The organism is Lysinibacillus piscis, assembly GCF_026012395.1.
GTDB lineage: Bacteria > Bacillota > Bacilli > Bacillales_A > Planococcaceae > Lysinibacillus > Lysinibacillus piscis.
Genome location: NZ_BRZA01000002.1, coordinates 174,002 through 191,329, shown reverse-complemented (window position 1 = coordinate 191,329; position 17,328 = coordinate 174,002). Strand labels below are relative to the sequence as shown.

Here is a 17,328-nt window from a genome sequence, read left to right as displayed (position 1 = left end):
GCAGGACGTCTATACTACTTGTGGTGGTATAACGAGTAATGTACCCGTCAAAATCGTTTTTTCCTGCTCATTATAAGAATGTACAGATACCGTCATTCTATTATGTGCTTGATCGACTTCGGTTACCTCTAATACCGTATGAAATAATTCATAATGATAAAGTGGTTCTGCATATGTGAAATGTTGCTCAATAATATGTGCACCTGGTCCAGGCATGTATTTCGATACGGCCGATGTAATAATTCCATTTAGCATAATTGTCGGAACAATCGGTTTTTGAAATGGTGTTAACGCCGCATAGTCATGTTGGATATACAATGGATTATTATCATTTGTTAGCCCTAAATAAAGTAATAAATCTTTATCCTCTATTTTTTCTGTCAGATGAATTTTTTCACCGATAACAATTTTATCAATTGTCAGACCCATTTTGCTGTTTTTGTGCAACAACGATATGCCAACCCCTTTTCTATCATAACTACTTCCATAGTAACAATTTTATATGTAAAGTACAAATATCAATTACGCTAGAGCAAAATAAAAACCGAGCAAGTATCAACTTTGCTCGGTTTATTTATCTTATAGATTTTTGATTAACTCGTTTGCGAATTCAGAGCATTTTACTTCTGTTGCGCCGTCCATTAAACGAGCAAAGTCATACGTTACGACTTTAGAAGAAATTGTTTTCTCAACAGATGCTGTCACAAGATCAGCAGCTTCTTGCCAACCTAAATGTTCAAGCATTAATACGCCTGAAAGCAATACTGAAGATGGGTTTACTTTATCTAAACCAGCATATTTTGGTGCAGTACCATGTGTAGCTTCAAAAATAGCATGTCCTGTTACATAGTTAATGTTCGCACCTGGTGCAATACCAATACCACCAACTTGTGCAGCTAGTGCATCAGAAATATAGTCACCATTTAAGTTCATTGTTGCTACAACATCGAACTCAGTTGGACGTGTTAAAATTTGTTGTAAGAAAATATCAGCGATTGAATCTTTTACAATGATTTTGCCTTCAGCAACAGCTTTTGCTTGTGCTTCATTCGCAGCCGCTTCACCTTGCTCTGCTTTAATTGCATCGTATTGGTTCCATGTGAATGTTTGATCGCCGAATTCTTTTTCAGCTAAATCATAACCCCATTGTTTGAAACCACCTTCAGTGAATTTCATGATGTTCCCTTTGTGTACTAAAGTCACAGATGGTTTGTTGTGCTTAATTGCATATTCAATCGCTGCACGTACTAAACGCTCTGTACCTTCTTGTGATACTGGTTTAATACCTAAACCTGAAGTTTCTGGGAAGCGAATTTTGTTCACGCCTAGCTCAGTTTGTAAGAAGTTTAATAATTTCTTTTGTTCATCTGAACCAGCTTTATATTCGATACCTGCATAAATATCTTCTGTGTTTTCACGGAAAATAACCATGTCCACATCTTCTGGACGTTTTACTGGAGAAGGTACTCCGTCAAAGTGACGAACTGGACGTAAGCATACGTATAGGTCAAGCTCTTGACGTAATGCTACGTTTAATGAACGGATACCGCCACCGATTGGTGTAGTAAGAGGCCCTTTAATAGCGATTAAATATTCGTCAATTTTGTCTAAAGTTTCTTGTGGTAACCATTCACCTGTTTGGTTGAATGCTTTTTCACCAGCTAGAACTTCTAACCATTCGATTTTCTTTTCACCATTGTACGCTTTTTCTACTGCTGCGTCGATAACACGTGATGCTGCAGCCCAAATATCTGGACCAATACCATCACCTTCGATGAAAGGAATTACTGGGTTATTTGGCACGTTAAGTACGCCATTTTCAACTACAATTTTGTTTGACATTGCTGTTGCCTCCTAAAGTCATAATCATAGGACTGCATGTAAAGCTATACAGTCCTAAATATTTTAGCATATTTTTAGTATTAACGCTCGCTGATTGGAACATATTTCTGCATACCTGGTCCAACATACTCTGCACGTGGACGAATTAAACGGTTGTTTGCATATTGTTCTAAAATATGTGCTACCCAACCTGATGTACGAGATACGGCAAAAATTGGTGTGAATAAGTCATGATCGATACCTAATGAATCATATACTGACGCAGAGAAGAAATCGACATTTGCTGGTAAGTTCTTTTGCTCTACAATCATGTCATGAATTTTCACAGACATTTCATAAAGCTCTGGTTTACCAGTTAATTTTGTTAGTTTTTCAGACATTACACGTAAATGTGGTGCACGTGGGTCGCCTTTACGATACACACGGTGACCAAAGCCCATAATTTTTTCTTTATTGTCTAATTTATTTTGTACCCATGCTTCTACATTATCAAGTGAACCGATTTCTGTTAGCATGTTCATTACTTGCTCATTTGCTCCACCGTGAAGTGGTCCTTTTAATGCGCCGATTGCTGCTGTTACACCAGAATAAACGTCAGATAATGTCGCTACACATACACGTGCTGTAAATGTAGACGCATTCAATTCGTGGTCTGCATGTAATACTAATGCTTTGTTGAACGCTTCCACTTCAATTTCTGCTGGCTCTACGCCTTTTAACATGTATAAGAAGTTTGCTGCATAGCCCAATTCTGGTTTCGGTGCAACTGGCTCCAATCCTTTACGGATACGTGAGAATGCTGTTACAACTGTAGCAATTTTCGCTTGTAAACGAATTGCTTTACGATAGTTTGCTTCTGGTGTCATCACATCTGCTTCATCATCAAATACGCCAAGTAAAGATACCGCCGTGCGAAGTACCGCCATTGGATGCACTGTTGCAAGTGGGTATGTTTTAAATTGATCGATAATTGCTTGTGGAATCGCCATGTTGTCTGCTAATTGTTGTTTCAATTCAGCTAGCTCATCCTGTTTTGGCAAACGTGTGTGCCATAATAAATAAATGACTTCTTCAAATGTTGCATTATCTGCTAAATCATCAATGTCGTACCCAACATATGTAAGTGTGTCATCAATAATTGAACTAATTTTAGATTCCGCTGCTACGATACCTTCTAAACCTTTAGTTGCTGACATAAATAATCGCTCCCTCATATCTTATACTATAGTGTAAATACTTAATTTTATCTTGGTTCAGTAGAAGATTCCTTCCTCTGCAGGAAATGGATGAATAACCTATCTTCCCCTCTTTTCAGTGGGTGTCCAAACGCCCACTGAACCAAGATAAAAACTGCAATGGATGTCATGGATTTTGAAAAAGAACTTTTTCGAGCTAACTCGAAAAAATCCAGACACAATTACGCTGGAACGTAATTGATTAAGTAGTATCTACGATTTTTATTTCTACGAACCATTCAGTCAATCGCTTACATTGCTATTATAATCATTTTTGACATCTTTGTGAATGAAAAACCTCTAAACAAAGAAAAAGGTACACTAAAGAGAGTTTTTCTTCATTTTCAATGCTTTTCTTCATATCTTTCATTGACTATCAATGTTACTACTGATATTTATGATATGCTAAAAAAATTTTTATGGCAATATGTAAGCATTGGCATGAATAATTACAAATAAATTGAGCTGACAGAACTTCTGTTGAAACGAGGCGAAATAGAAAGAGATGCGAAATATAAAATATTTTTCTTCTGATAAAATAACAAGTGCTTTATTTTTCATCGTATACTTACTCGTACTATGGTTTGTACTCCCTGTGGCACTAGCTATTTTCTTATCCTATTCCACCTATCCCATCATCCAATTTTTCCATAAATATTGCAAAATGGCATATTGGCTAGCTGCTCTTGTTGTTGAAATTTTGATTGTAGCATGTATTTTTATGCTAATTCTTTTATCTATTAATAGTGTAGTGCTTGTTTTCCCTGAAATCAAAGATATTCTACAAAACTTTTCTTTCTTCAATGAATATGAATCAATCCTTATCCAATTTATCAAAGAAAAGTCTCTCTCTATATTCGATTCTGTGTTACTCTATGCTGCAGATTTTTTTCAAATTTTCATGCAGCATGTTATTGAGATTTTTATATTTTTTATCGCCTATTATTTCGCTCTCTTAGAAACACGTAAATCTCGCTACTGGTTTTTTCAATATGCCCCCAAAAAATTTAGACATGAATGGCAAGGTCATTTTGCAAAAGTGATGAAGCTATTTCATTACTTTTTATTTGTTGAATTTCAACTATTCACCATCACACTGTTTATTCTATGTATTGGATTTATTTTGCTACAATTTGAACAAGCTATCGTCAAAGCTTTTATCGTTGCGTTCGCTGATGTGTTACCGTTTTTCGGTATCGGCGTATTTCTTGTTCCAATGAGCATTTACTTTTACTTGCAGGGCAATACTTTTTTATGTATAACAATTTTATTTTTATATTTATTTGTACAATTAACAAGGCAGCTAGCTGATTCTTTATTATGGTCCAATACGCTACAATTACGTACATTCCATACCTTTTTCATCAGTGCTGCCTCCATTTTATTATTTGGGTTTTACGGTATTTTACTAAGTCCTATTCTTTTATTTTTAGCGGTTAAATTAAAAGAAAATACTATTTTTGAACGATAATCACTTGGTTATGTTTCATTTTTTTCCGCATCCAATAATAAACGATTGGCTGGAAGAGTTTACGTGAAATCGGCATAAGTAATAAAACACCAAGTACATCCGTTAAAAAACCTGGCAATGCTAGTAAAAAGCCACCACTAAAATTGAGCATTGTATCTACCATCGCTGTGCCTGGTGCTTCCCTATTTTCTAGCGCTTGTTTTACGGAACGTACAGAATTCATCCCTTTATTTTTCACAACATATATGCCAAGTACACTCGTTGCTACAACAAGTAATAAAGTTGGTAGCACACCGATTAATTTTCCTACAACAATCAACAATGCAAGTTCTAGTAACACATAGCCAAGAAAGCCAAACACTATTTTTCGCATCTATTTTTCCTCCTAATATGCCATAAAGTGAGCCTTTCTACTTCTATACGTTATCATACCCTATTTGGTTGCATCGTATCATGCAAAAAGCTCCAGTACAAATTTCGTACTGGAGCTTTTCTTGTTATAGCACACTTGCATGTCCTTTATAAATAACGCCTGTTTCAGCGTCCATTGTAATTTCTTGTCCTTGACGAATCAGTGCTGTCGCTTCTTTTACGCCAACGATAACTGGAATACCTAAGCTCAATCCAACAACCGCTGCATGACTTGTTAAGCCACCTTCTTCAGTGATTAAGCCTGCGCATTTTTCCAATGCTGGCATCATGTCTTTATCTGAGCCAATTGTTACTAAAATACAGCCCTCTGTGTCATAAGCTAGTGCCTCTTCGGCATTTTTAGCAACGACAGCTTTCCCGACAACAGACGCTTTGCCGATTCCTTGACCGCGTGCTAGTAAATCGCCAATAATATGCACTTTCATTAAGTTCGTCGTTCCTGCTTCACCAACAGGAACACCTGCTGTAATCACAACGGCATCACCGTGTGTCACATAGCCATACTTCAAACTTTCATCTACAGCTAAATCTAAAATTTCATCTGTTGTTGTCACACGCTGACAAACGATTGGTTGTACACCCCAAACAAGCGTTAAAGCATGTGCTGCATCCACAGAGCTTGTCACCGCAACAATCGGTACACCTGGGCGATATTTCGCAATCATTCTTGCCGTGTTACCACTTTCTGTTGGTGCAAGAACCGCCTTCACACCTAGATTAATCGATGTATAAGCAACAGCTTGCGAAATCGCTTCTGTTAGGTTGGCCTCTTTTTCACGACTACGTGCAGATACAATTCGTTTATAGTCTAATGATGTTTCTGTGCGTTGTGCAATTTTATTCATCATTTGTACAGATTCTACTGGATAAAGACCTGCTGCTGTTTCACCTGATAACATAATTGCATCTGTGCCATCCATAATTGCATTGGCTACATCGCTTGCCTCGGCACGTGTTGGACGTGGATTACGTTGCATGGAGTCTAACATTTGTGTAGCAGTAATAACTGGTTTTCCAACTTGATTACATTTTAAAATTAAGCTTTTTTGAACAAGTGGTACTTCTTCTGCTGGAATTTCTACCCCTAAATCTCCACGAGCTACCATTAAACCATCCGATACTAAAATAATTTCGTCAATATTATCGACACCTTCTTGGTTTTCGATTTTCGGGATAATGTGAATGTGACCACCATCATTTTGCTCTAATAATTCGCGAATTTCTAAAACATCTTTTGCACGACGTACGAAGGATGCTGCAATAAAATCAACGCCTTGTTTAATACCAAATAAAATATCTTGCGCATCTTTTTCTGTAATCCCTGGTAGTTGCACGGATACATTCGGTACGTTGACACCTTTTTTATTTTTTAAAACACCTGCATTTTCAACAATTGTATGAATCAAGCCTTTGTCCACATCTTTTGCTAAAACACGTAACTGAATCAAACCGTCATCCAACAAAATAATTGAATTTTGCTCTACGTCCTCGATTAAACGCTCATATGTCACCGAGAAGCTTTTCTCAGTTCCTTCTACTTCTGTCATCGAAATATCAATCACTTGACCTGTTGTTAAGTGTAACTCACCATTTTGCATATTGTGTGTACGAATTTCTGGCCCTTTTGTATCTAGTAAGATCCCCACAGGCTTGCCCACTTTTTCTGCTGCTTCACGAATTAGTTGAATACGTGCTGCATGCTCCTCATGAGAGCCATGTGAGAAATTTAAACGAGCTACGTTCATTCCTGCTTCGATTAATTTTTCTAATGTTTCTGGTGCCTCACTTGCTGGACCAATTGTACAAACGATTTTTGTTTTTCTCATTTTTGCCACTCCATTTTATACTAGATTAGATTGATAATTCTTTCATTAACGTATACAAGCTCATATCTGCTTCATGATTTTTCTGGAATGCTTCAGGCATATCATAATCAATGACTTGGTGATTACGCACACCAACTGCTCGACCTGCCTTACCCTCCATTAATAATTCTACTGCATATGCACCAAATTGACTCGCTAATACACGATCTCTCGCTGTAGGCGAACCACCGCGCTGCATGTGACCAAGCACAGAAACACGTGTTTTCTTACCTGTTTTTGCTTCTAAAAGCTCAGCTATTTTGTGTCCTGGCATAACACCTTCTGCCACAATAATAATGCTATGCTTTTTCCCACGTGCTGCCCCTCGTTCAAGGCGTTCCACAATATCATCTAAATCATAGGCTTCTTCAGGGATAAGCACTGTTTCTGCGCCTGCTGCAAGCCCAGCCCATAACGCTAAATCACCTGCATCTCGCCCCATTACCTCCACAACAAATGAGTTTTCATGTGAAGTTGCCGTATCACGAATTTTATCAATCGCTTCTACGACTGTGTTTAAGGCTGTATCAAAACCAATTGTATATTCAGTGCCTGGTACATCATTATCGATTGTACCTGGAATACCTACAACGGGGAACCCTTTCGCCACCAATGTCATGGCACCACGATAAGAGCCGTCACCACCGATGACAACTAGACCCTCAATTCCCGCTGCTTGGAGGTTGTCCAATGCTTTTTGCTGCACAGCATCCTCTTTAAATTCTGGAAATCTCGCTGAGTTTAAAAATGTTCCTCCACGCTGAATTAGACTACCAACTGAACCTAAATCTAACTCTTCAAACTGACCATTCGTTAGTCCTTCATAACCATATTTCACACCAACCACTTCAATTCCATGATAAGCTGCCTTACGAACAACTGCTCGAACAGCTGCGTTCATGCCCGGTGCATCTCCACCGCTTGTTAATACAGCAATTTTTTTCATCATTGAACACCCTCCTACAGCTATTAATATTATTCACATTAACACGAAAAAACAAACTTTGTAAGAGCTCGAAGCCTATAAAATATAACTTTTACAGAAAAAATAAAAAGAATGCGCTTTCACACACTCTTTTTACTCCATTTAAACAAAATTCCCCATAAAAATAAACTTTGCTCTTACACAGTCAATAGTTGTTCTACATTTCAGTATATTGACCAATTTGTTTAAATTTCTCATAACGGTCATCAATTAATTGTTGCCCTGTTAGTCTATTTAACATACCTAATGTAGCAATTAAACATTCTTTTATATAAAGCGCTTGCTGTGCGATATCACGATGTGCGCCACCCATTACCTCTGGAATAATGCCATCAATTACCCCAAGATCCTGCAAATCAGGTGCTGTAATACGCATCGCCTCTGCTGCTTGTTTAGCTAGGCTACCATCTCTCCATAAAATAGATGCAGCGCCTTCTGGTGAAATCACGGAATATGTGGAGTTCTCCAGCATAAACACACGGTTTGCGATACCCAATGCCAATGCACCGCCACTTCCACCTTCTCCAATGACAATACTAATGACAGGAACCGTTAAGCCAGCCATTTCAACAAGATTACGTGCAATGGCTTCACTTTGCCCACGTTCCTCTGCCGCTTTGCCAGGATAAGCTCCCTTTGTATCAATAAAACAAATAATAGGACGCTTAAATTTTTCTGCCTGCTTCATTAATCGTAATGCTTTACGGTAGCCTTCTGGATGTGGCATACCGAAATTTCGTCGAATATTTTCTTTCGTTGATTTCCCACGTTGATGTCCAATAATTGTGACAGGCTGTCCTTCAAAAAAGGCAATCCCACCAAGAATGGCGCCATCATCTCCAAATGTACGGTCACCATGTAGCTCGATGAAATTTTCACACATCGCTTCAATGTAATCAAGTGTTGTTGGTCGCTCTGGATGTCTTGCTACTTGCACACGATCCCATGGCTTCATATTGGCATAAATCGATTGCTCTAATTGCGTTAAACGTGTTTCTAACGTTTGAATTTCATCCGTCATATCTACATCTGCCTCAGTGGCAATTTTTTTAAGCTCCGCAATCTTTTCTCGCAATTGGATAATCGGCTCTTCAAATGCTAAATGTTTAGACATGTTGCACGCCTCCTTTTGTATGCATTTGGACAAGTATCGCTACTTGCTGGCGTAAGTCTTTACGTTGGAAAATCGCATCTAACTGACCATGTGCCAATAAAAACTCTGCTGTTTGAAAATCACTCGGTAATTTTTCACGTACAGTTTCTTCAATGACACGACGTCCCGCAAAGCCAATTAATGCTTGTGGCTCTGCAATATTAATATCTCCTACTGAGGCAAAACTTGCAGATACACCACCCGTTGTTGGATGCGTTAAAATGGAGATAAACAATAAGCCTTCATCACTATGACGCTTTAATGCCACACTTGTTTTTGCCATTTGCATAAGAGACAATACACCTTCCTGCATACGTGCGCCACCACTTGCTGTAAAAATGATAAATGGTACACGCAAAGCCGTTGCTTTTTCTACTGCACGAGTGATTTTTTCTCCTACAACAGAGCCCATTGAGCCCATACGAAAATGAGAATCCATAATTGCGACAACAACTTGCTCTCCACCTAGTGTCCCAACACCTGTTAATACCGCTTCATTTAAGCCTGTTTTTTCTTGGTCAACTGCAATTTTTTCTGTATATGCTGGGAATTTTAATGGGTTGCTCGTTTGTAAATGATCATCCATTGAGACAAATGAACCTTCATCCATAAAATCGGCTACACGTTCTTGTGCCGTCATTTTAAAATGGTGGTTACATTTCACACACACTTTATGATTTTTTTCCAGCTCTTTCGTTAATTGAATATGTCGGCATTCTGGACATTTTATCATCAAGCCTTCTGGAAAGCCTTTTTCTTGTTCCCCGTCTTTCTTTTTGCGATTACCGCTAAATAAGTCACGTATTGCCACGTTTTACTCCCCCTTGATTGTCTAAATGCTTCATCCATTGACCATAGGCTTTTAATGCTTCTTGTTGATAGCCTAATTCTAGTGACTTCAATAATGTCTGTATCATGATTTTTTCATCTTCTGTTGACTGCCGATTAAGTCGATCACCGTCATAAGCAGCTAACTGAAACCAAATTTTTAATGCAAGACGATTGCCTGATGTAATCATTATTTCTCTTAAAATATCTCGGCAATTGACTGTGCCTTCAATCTCTAATTTAACAAAAAAGCTTTCCCATACAGGTGATGTACGCATTTCCTTTGTACTACATATAATACGAATTGCTTCTTTTTCATGGATTTGTCGTGTTTGCGCAACATCTTTCTTTGATCGCTCGTCCTCTAAAATAAACATGGATAATACTTCGACAAGCTGATGCTTATGTGTGGTAGCTAAAAATGTTCCGCCGCCATGTCGGGTTTCAATAAGCCCTAATAATTCTAAGCTTCGTAATGCCTCCCTCACAGATGATCTTCCTACTCCTAAACGTTCCGAAAGCACTCGTTCGGAGGGGAGCTTTTCACCAGCCTGAATTTTTTCCGTTTGAATGAGCTGACGTAATTGCTGAACAATTTCTAAAAAAACTTTCTTTTGTATCGTTTCTTTCGCCATATGCTCAACTCCACCCTAAAATGGTCAGACCACTTTTCAACATTGTTTTTAGCTTACAAAATAATGTAGCAAAAGTAAAGAAAAAACTGCATCAATTACACCCAGCATAATTGCGTTCAGATTTTCTCGAGCTCGCTCAAAAAGCATCTCTTCAAAATCTGTAACAATGTTTTTCTGTACCGAAAGCGTTAGCGTCAGGTACATCCGCTGGGGCTTTCTCTTGATTCAGTGTGCGTCCTGCCCCCACTGAATCAAAAGAAAAAATTTACGCAGTTTCCATCTTCCCTATATTCTTTTCGCCACTTGTGCATGTTTTACCTTCACTTGTGGTTTACCAAAACGTCTTTCAAGTGTGCCTTCCACATATAAAAGTCCATCCTCAGCGAGTATATCTTGAGCAAGCTGAAATACTTGTGGAAACAATGTAATGGATACTGTTCCATATTCATCCTGCAATTGAACAAATGCCATTTGCTCCCCTTTTTTCGTACGGATTTTTTTGACTTCTTCCATTACACCAAGTAATTTCACATATGTTCCATCACGCATCGCCTTCAATGTTTGGCAAGTCGCATTGACCTCCGACCACAGTGCTCTTTCTACTGTTACGGGATGTGCCGAAATATAAAAACCTAGATACTCTTTTTCATACTGTAATGTCTCTTTCAATGTGAATGGCTCAGCCTTCGTATATTGTGGTCGCCCTATTTGAAATTTCATATGACTCACCGCTGCACTGAGCGAGGCAATCAACATCGCTCGATCCACACCCAAATAATCAAGAGCACCTGCATAAATAAAGGGCTCCATGATTTTATTTGTAAAATAGCCCTCTCCAAGTGCAACAGCTAAATCAAATAAATTATCAAACGCATCAGGCTGTGTTTTCTGCAATCCAACAACCTTTTCTAAAAATGGTCGTGTAGCTCCTTTAATACTTGATAAGCTATAACGAATACCATGTTGATCAGCTAAAAAGGATTTTTGACTATATTTTAAAGATGGTGGATAAAATACAATGCCCTTCTCCTTTGCTTCACTAACAAGCTGCTGTATTTTTTCGCCATTCCCAGTTGCCCCAGATAATAGCGCAGCATAAAAATGTGCAGGAAAATGTGCCTTCAAATAAGCCATTTGATACGAAATCATACTATAAGCGACTGCATGACTTTTTGGGAACCCATAATCGGCAAAGCGTACAATTAACGCATATACCTCTTCTGCAATGTGTTGGTCAAAGCCTTGCTTCCTTGCCCCATCTACAAAAGCCATATGCTGCGCCTCTAATACTTGGCGATTTTTTTTACTAATAGCTCGGCGTAGTAAGTCTGCCTTGCCCATTGTAAAACCTGCCATGCGTGCTGCGATTTGTAGAATTTGCTCCTGATAAATGATAACGCCAAATGTTTCTTGTAAAATCGGTTCTAGTGCTGGATGAGGCATTTGAATGGCTTCTTGCCCTGCCTTCCTCTTGGCATACATCGAGATAAAGTCCATTGGCCCTGGACGATACAACGCATTGACGGCTACAATATCTAAAAAATGGCTCGGTTGAATATCTCGCAATGCTTGCTGCATACCTGTCGATTCTAGCTGAAATATGCCTACTGTGTCTCCACGCTGTAAGAGTTGAAATGTTTGGTCATCTTGTAATGGCATCAGCGAAAAATCAATCCACGGCCCACCCGCTTTATAAATAGACCAACGTATTTGCTCGATGATTGTTAAATTACGCAGCCCTAAAAAATCAATTTTCACAAGACCAATTGCCTCTACATCGCCCATTGGCCACTGTGTACAGTAAATGTCATCATGACCTGCTTCAATCGGAATTGTATGGACAAGTGGCATTGGTGCTATGACAATACCTGCTGCATGTGTCGAAGCATTTCTTGGTAATCCCTCTAATGTAAGAGCTACCTCTAGCCACTGTTGATGCTCGACGTTTTCTGCAAGCCATTCCTGCAATGGCTGTGACTCAGAAACAGCCTGTTGCAATGTAATACCTGGCTTATTCGGAATCATTTTCGAGATTTTCTCTAATGTTTCTGCTTCAAAGCCAAAAACACGTGCTACATCTCTTGCCACAGCCTTTGCAGACAATGTCCCAAATGTAATAATTTGTGCCACATGTGTCTTGCCATATTTTTGTGCTACATATTGAATAACCTTTTGTCTTTTATGATCGGCAAAATCAATATCAATATCTGGTAGGGTTACACGCTCTGGATTTAAAAAACGTTCAAATAATAAGCCATATGCTAGTGGATCTACTTGTGTAATCTTTAAACTATACGCCACAAGCGAGCTGGCAGAGGAGCCCCGACCAGGACCTGTTAAAACCTGATTCTCTCTTGCAAAACGTATAAAATCAGCTACAACTAAAAAGTAGTCAGCAAAGCCCATTTGACAAATAATATCAAGCTCATACTGTAATCTTTGCTGATAAATAGGTGGGATGGTTTGTGACTGAAAACGCTCAGTTAGCCCTGCATATGCCTCCTTTACTAGCCATTGTGCTGCTGTTTCACCTGCTGGAACAGGAAATTTCGGCATTTTTACAGATTTATTTGGTATGTCAGCCTGACAGCTTATCAGCATATCGGCACTCGCTGTGAGCCATTCTGGATGGTCAGCAAACCAGCTCTGCCATTCTGTCTCTGTTGGTGCAAAATAATGCTGTAATGTAGCACTTCGCATTCGATCAGCTAATTTTTCACCTGTATCAATCGCTCTCGCCGCTTCATAAGCAATATAATTTTCTGGACGTAAAAAATAACAGCTTTGTGTGGCGACAATTGGAATAGCCTGTCCTTGACACCATGCTATGTATACATCCTCTCGTTCATTTCGTATTCCTGCTGGTCTCGCAATGCCAAAGAAAAAGCGTTGACCAAAAATACTTGCAAGCGCTTGTGCTAATTCTGTCCAATCTGCCTGTTCATTTATATCATCTGTGGAAAGGAGTGCTAAACAGCCAGCTGCATATCCCTCCAGCCACTTCCACGGCAGTGTGTCATCTTCTCGAATGGACACGGCACTACTAATTTTCAACAGTTGTTGATAGCCCTCTGTTGTTTGTGCGTATAAAACAAGTGGAATTTTCGTTTCTTGCCACTGCACATGTACAGTAAGACCAATAACTGCATGGATATTTGCTTGCTGTAACGTTCTCCAAAAAGGCAAAAGCCCATACAATTTTGAATTGACAATTGCACAGGCCCTTGTATGTTGTTCTTGTAAAAAAGGGATTAATCGCTCAAGTCGAATGGTACTTTTCAATAAATCCGCACTCGTATGCATTTGTGTGTAAACCATTGGCACAGCAATCCCTTCCTTCCTATTACTTATTATTTTGACATACTTCTTGTAAACGCTGAATCACACGGTCTGCTTCTGTCCATGAGTAAGCTGTTGCACCAGAGGCAAGTGGATGTCCACCACCATTAAATTCTTTCGCTAATGTATTAATAATAGGTCCTTTTGAACGTAGACGCACACGAATTTGCTTGTCCTCTTCAATAAAGACAACCCATGCTTGTATCCCTTTTACACTCCCTAAACAGCCTACTAACAAAGAGGCTTCTGATGGCACGACGTCATGCTGTGCTAATAGTTCTTTTGTTAATTTAATGGAAGCTGCACCGTACTCATCCATTTGGAAGTTTTGATAAATATAGCCTTGTAAATTCAGTAGCTTTTGCTCCATTTCATACATGCCATTGAAAACTTTGTCACGGTCAAATGAATAAGTGACAAGCTCACTCGCTACTTGGAAGGTTTTAGCTGTCGTACTTGAGAATTGGAAGCGTCCTGTATCACCAATAATTCCTGCAAACAATAAACGAGCTGCTGTATCAGACAGTATCCAGCCTAATGCTTCTCGCCCTTCTTCAAATAATGTATAAATCATTTCACTGCATGAGCTTGCCTCTGTATTTACCCAGAGTAAATCTCCATAAGGATCGTCATTTGGATGATGGTCAATTTTAATCACCATTTTCCCCTTCGTATAGCGTTGATCGTCAATGCGCTCTGTATTAGCTGTATCTGTCACAATGACTAATGCATTGTCATACACATCATCTGTAATGCTATCAGGCTTCGTCATAAATGATAATGATTCGTCATGCTCGCCTACAGCAAATACTTTTTTATTCGGATAATTAGCTAAAATTAATGCCTTTAATCCATGCTGTGAGCCATAAGCATCTGGATCTGGACGAACGTGACGATGAATAACAATTGTGTCATATGAAGCAATTGTGTCGATGATTTGTCTTTTCAAAATAAATTCCTCCAAAATGATAGTAAGAACCGTTAGCATTTTTCTTCAATAATCGGTACAATAATAGCTAGTTATGCTAGGAGGTTTACTATGCTCAATTTAATATTTGTCGCTTTTATTATTATATCATTTGTTTGCTATTTTTATTTTAAAACAAAACAATTCCGTTCTACACTACCAATCGCAAAAAAATGGTACAAAAGTAAGGCAAATGTAGCATTTGGTTGCTTTGTTTTCTTTTTTGGTTTGAATCAAGCCTATCTATTTCCCGTTATGTATACATTTATTATTGTAGCTGTTCTTCTTATCTTCAGCCTTTATATCATTACAGAAAATAGTAAAAAAGTGCGCCATTACGGTCGTTTCGTTGAAGAAGAATACCGTATTAATCAATAGAAGGGATGACTCTAGGTCATCCCTTTCTCCGTTTAACGCTCCAGTAATTGGAACATCATCATCGCTTTTCCGACAAGCATTTGTTGATTATATACTTCAAAATCCATCTTTACAAACTTACGACTCATATCTAAAATACGTGGCTTCACCGTTAATATGCTTTCTACCTGTACAGGCTTAATAAAATAAATCATCATATTTTCGGCAATGGCATCTCCGCGTTTACGGCGCTTTAACGCAAATGAGCCCACTTCTGCTAACAGTGTTGTAAAAGCACCATAGGAAATTGCCCCATATTGGTTGGTCATTTGTGGCGTCACATTAAACTCTACCGTTAATTCCTCATCACCAAGTACTTTGATTTCATTTTTAACTAAATCGTCAATCGTTTCTCCCTGATGTGGCTGTCTTTGTGCCAATTGCAATGCCTTTAATACATCCTGTCGACTAATAACTCCCTGTAAAATCATATCATCATCAACGATTGGCAATAAATCAATGCCTTCCCAAATCATGCGATGCCCAGCAGAGGCAACACTCATCTTCATCGAGCCTGCAATCGGATTTTTCGTCATGACCTTATCAATAAGCTCCGTTTCCTCTCGACCAATTACATCCTTCACCGTCACCATACCGATGAGCTTATTGTTGGTTGTCACAACAGGAAATGCACCATGTGTCGTTTGCTCATTCAATTTTTTAAAATGGTAGATGGTTTCATCATTTTTCAAAACAGCCGTATCAACCATTGGGATATAAATATCTTCAATAAATAAAATATCCTTTTTAATTAACTGGTCATAGATGGCACGGTTAATCATCGTAGCCACGGTAAACGTATCATAGCTTGTTGAAATAATAGGTAAATTCAATGAATCAGCCAGCATTTTATTGTCCTCTGTCGTATCAAAGCCACCTGTAATCAATACAGCTGCACCTGCACGTAGCGCATTTTCATGTGCCTTAATTCGATTGCCAACGATAAGCAAGCTGCCTGCATCTGTGTAACGCATCATATCCTCAAGCTGCATAGCACCAATAACGAACTTTGTTAATGACTTATGTAGGCCTGTTTTTCCACCTAATACTTGTCCTTCAACAATATTCACAATTTCAGCAAATGTTAGACGCTCAATATTTTCTTTCTTTTTCTTTTCAATACGAATCGTACCTACACGTTCAATCGAGCTTACTAATCGGCGATTTTCTGCCTCTTTAATAGCACGATAGGCTGTCCCTTCACTCACCTGCATTTCCTTTGCAATTTGACGGACAGAAATTTTATCCCCTACAGGTAGCGATTCAATATATTGTAAAATTTTCTCGTGTTTTGTTGACAAAATATCACCTATTTCTCAAACATCTATTTGCCTCTAGTGTACCATATTTTTTGAGAAAGGTAGTTGAAAATCCTATTCTGCCCAACACGACGATGTTCTTACTTCTCAACCTTGTCACCTGCTTGCAAAATTTGTACGTCGGCATTTTGTACTAAATTCGCAAAAACTGTCGGATCTTGTACAATTGGTGGGAACGTATTGTAGTGAATAGGTACAACGATTTTTGGCTGTAAAAATTCAACAGCACAAGCTGCATCCTCAGGACCCATCGTAAAATTATCACCGATTGGGACAAAGGCAATGTCAATCGGATGACACTCACCAATTAGTTTCATATCGCTAAATAAAGCCGTATCGCCTGCATGATAAATCGTTATACCCTCTATAAATAGTAAAATTCCTGCTGGCATCCCCATATAAATAATTTGGTTGTCCTCTGTTGTATAGGACGACCCATGAAAAGCCTGTGTCAATTTCATCTTCCCAAAATCAAATTCTTGCGTACCACCAATCCCCATACCATGTGTTTTCACGCCTTGCCATGATAGCCAAGTCGCTAATTCAAATGGGGCTATCACAAGCGCATCCTTTTTCCTAGCAAGTGCTACTGTATCCCCGACATGATCGTTATGTCCGTGAGTTAGCAAAATAAAATCAGGTGCTTCCTCCTCCACTTTCAAATCTGTTTGTCCATTGCCATTAATAAAAGGGTCAATCAAAATCGTTTGTCCATTTGTTTGGATTTTTACAACCGCATGACCGTGATAACTAATTTGCATGATGCTTCCTCCTTCTCTTGACCTGCCTTAATATTTAATTCGTGAGCGATGCGTTTTTTCCCTTTTTTTGATATGATGA

General features: G+C 38.7%; 15 protein-coding genes. 2 read left to right on the top strand and 13 right to left on the bottom strand.

The genetic code is table 11. The annotated features are described in order from the left end of the window. Positions 1–9 precede the first annotated feature (9 nt). From OPF91_RS07295 to citZ, 3 genes are all read right to left on the bottom strand, one after another. A complete protein-coding gene (locus OPF91_RS07295) occupies positions 10–450 on the bottom strand; it encodes a MaoC/PaaZ C-terminal domain-containing protein (protein WP_264988084.1) in 441 nt (146 codons plus the stop codon). A 129-nt stretch (positions 451–579) separates the two neighbouring features. Then, positions 580–1,842: an NADP-dependent isocitrate dehydrogenase gene (gene icd, locus OPF91_RS07290; RefSeq protein ID WP_264988083.1), complete on the bottom strand. Its 1,263-nt coding sequence runs from the start codon at positions 1,840–1,842 to the stop codon at positions 580–582. A gap of 80 nt (positions 1,843–1,922) precedes the next feature. Beyond that, on the bottom strand, positions 1,923–3,038 hold the full coding sequence (gene citZ / locus OPF91_RS07285; RefSeq protein ID WP_264988082.1) for a citrate synthase: 1,116 nt from the start codon (positions 3,036–3,038) through the stop codon (positions 1,923–1,925). A gap of 544 nt (positions 3,039–3,582) precedes the next feature. On the opposite strand from citZ, the gene OPF91_RS07280 reads away from it, so the two are divergent. After that, entirely contained in the window at positions 3,583–4,548 is a 966-nt protein-coding gene (locus OPF91_RS07280) for an AI-2E family transporter (RefSeq protein ID WP_264988081.1), read from the top strand. On the opposite strand, the gene OPF91_RS07275 is transcribed toward OPF91_RS07280, so the two are convergent. The 8 genes from OPF91_RS07275 to OPF91_RS07240 all read right to left on the bottom strand — a co-directional run bounded on the left by OPF91_RS07275 (position 4,532) and on the right by OPF91_RS07240 (position 14,734). Further along, positions 4,532–4,921, bottom strand: coding sequence for an FxsA family protein (locus OPF91_RS07275; protein WP_264988080.1), 390 nt, complete (start codon positions 4,919–4,921; stop codon positions 4,532–4,534). The two genes, OPF91_RS07280 and OPF91_RS07275, sit on opposite strands and share 17 nt — an antisense overlap. A gap of 124 nt (positions 4,922–5,045) precedes the next feature. After that, positions 5,046–6,806: a pyruvate kinase gene (pyk, locus tag OPF91_RS07270; RefSeq protein ID WP_264988079.1), complete on the bottom strand. Its 1,761-nt coding sequence runs from the start codon at positions 6,804–6,806 to the stop codon at positions 5,046–5,048. Between the two features lie 25 nt (positions 6,807–6,831). Beyond that, the gene (pfkA, locus tag OPF91_RS07265) at positions 6,832–7,791 is read right to left on the bottom strand and encodes a 6-phosphofructokinase (protein WP_264989126.1); all 960 of its coding nucleotides are present in this window, start codon (positions 7,789–7,791) and stop codon (positions 6,832–6,834) included. A 196-nt stretch (positions 7,792–7,987) separates the two neighbouring features. Next, positions 7,988–8,944, bottom strand: coding sequence for an acetyl-CoA carboxylase carboxyltransferase subunit alpha (locus OPF91_RS07260; protein ID WP_264988078.1), 957 nt, complete (start codon positions 8,942–8,944; stop codon positions 7,988–7,990). Beyond that, positions 8,937–9,794, bottom strand: coding sequence for an acetyl-CoA carboxylase, carboxyltransferase subunit beta (gene accD / locus OPF91_RS07255; protein ID WP_264988077.1), 858 nt, complete (start codon positions 9,792–9,794; stop codon positions 8,937–8,939). The genes OPF91_RS07260 and accD overlap by 8 nt, the downstream gene beginning before the upstream one ends. Further along, complete coding sequence (locus tag OPF91_RS07250) at positions 9,781–10,446, bottom strand: FadR/GntR family transcriptional regulator (RefSeq protein WP_264988076.1); 666 nt, start codon at positions 10,444–10,446, stop codon at positions 9,781–9,783. The genes accD and OPF91_RS07250 overlap by 14 nt, the downstream gene beginning before the upstream one ends. Positions 10,447–10,731: 285 nt before the next feature. Next, the gene (dnaE, locus tag OPF91_RS07245; RefSeq protein WP_264989125.1) at positions 10,732–13,764 is read right to left on the bottom strand and encodes a DNA polymerase III subunit alpha; all 3,033 of its coding nucleotides are present in this window, start codon (positions 13,762–13,764) and stop codon (positions 10,732–10,734) included. 25 nt (positions 13,765–13,789) lie between these two features. Then, positions 13,790–14,734, bottom strand: a complete 945-nt coding sequence (locus OPF91_RS07240; protein WP_264988075.1) for a DHH family phosphoesterase — start codon at positions 14,732–14,734, stop codon at positions 13,790–13,792. Positions 14,735–14,824: 90 nt separating this feature from the next. Between OPF91_RS07240 and OPF91_RS07235 the strand changes: the two genes are divergently transcribed. Then, positions 14,825–15,130, top strand: a complete 306-nt coding sequence (locus OPF91_RS07235) for a YtpI family protein (protein WP_264988074.1) — start codon at positions 14,825–14,827, stop codon at positions 15,128–15,130. 32 nt (positions 15,131–15,162) lie between these two features. On the opposite strand, the gene OPF91_RS07230 is transcribed toward OPF91_RS07235, so the two are convergent. Further along, positions 15,163–16,470: a DRTGG domain-containing protein gene (locus tag OPF91_RS07230; protein WP_264988073.1), complete on the bottom strand. Its 1,308-nt coding sequence runs from the start codon at positions 16,468–16,470 to the stop codon at positions 15,163–15,165. Between the two features lie 98 nt (positions 16,471–16,568). Continuing rightward, a complete protein-coding gene (locus OPF91_RS07225; RefSeq protein WP_264988072.1) occupies positions 16,569–17,249 on the bottom strand; it encodes a metal-dependent hydrolase in 681 nt (226 codons plus the stop codon). Positions 17,250–17,328: the final 79 nt, after the last annotated feature.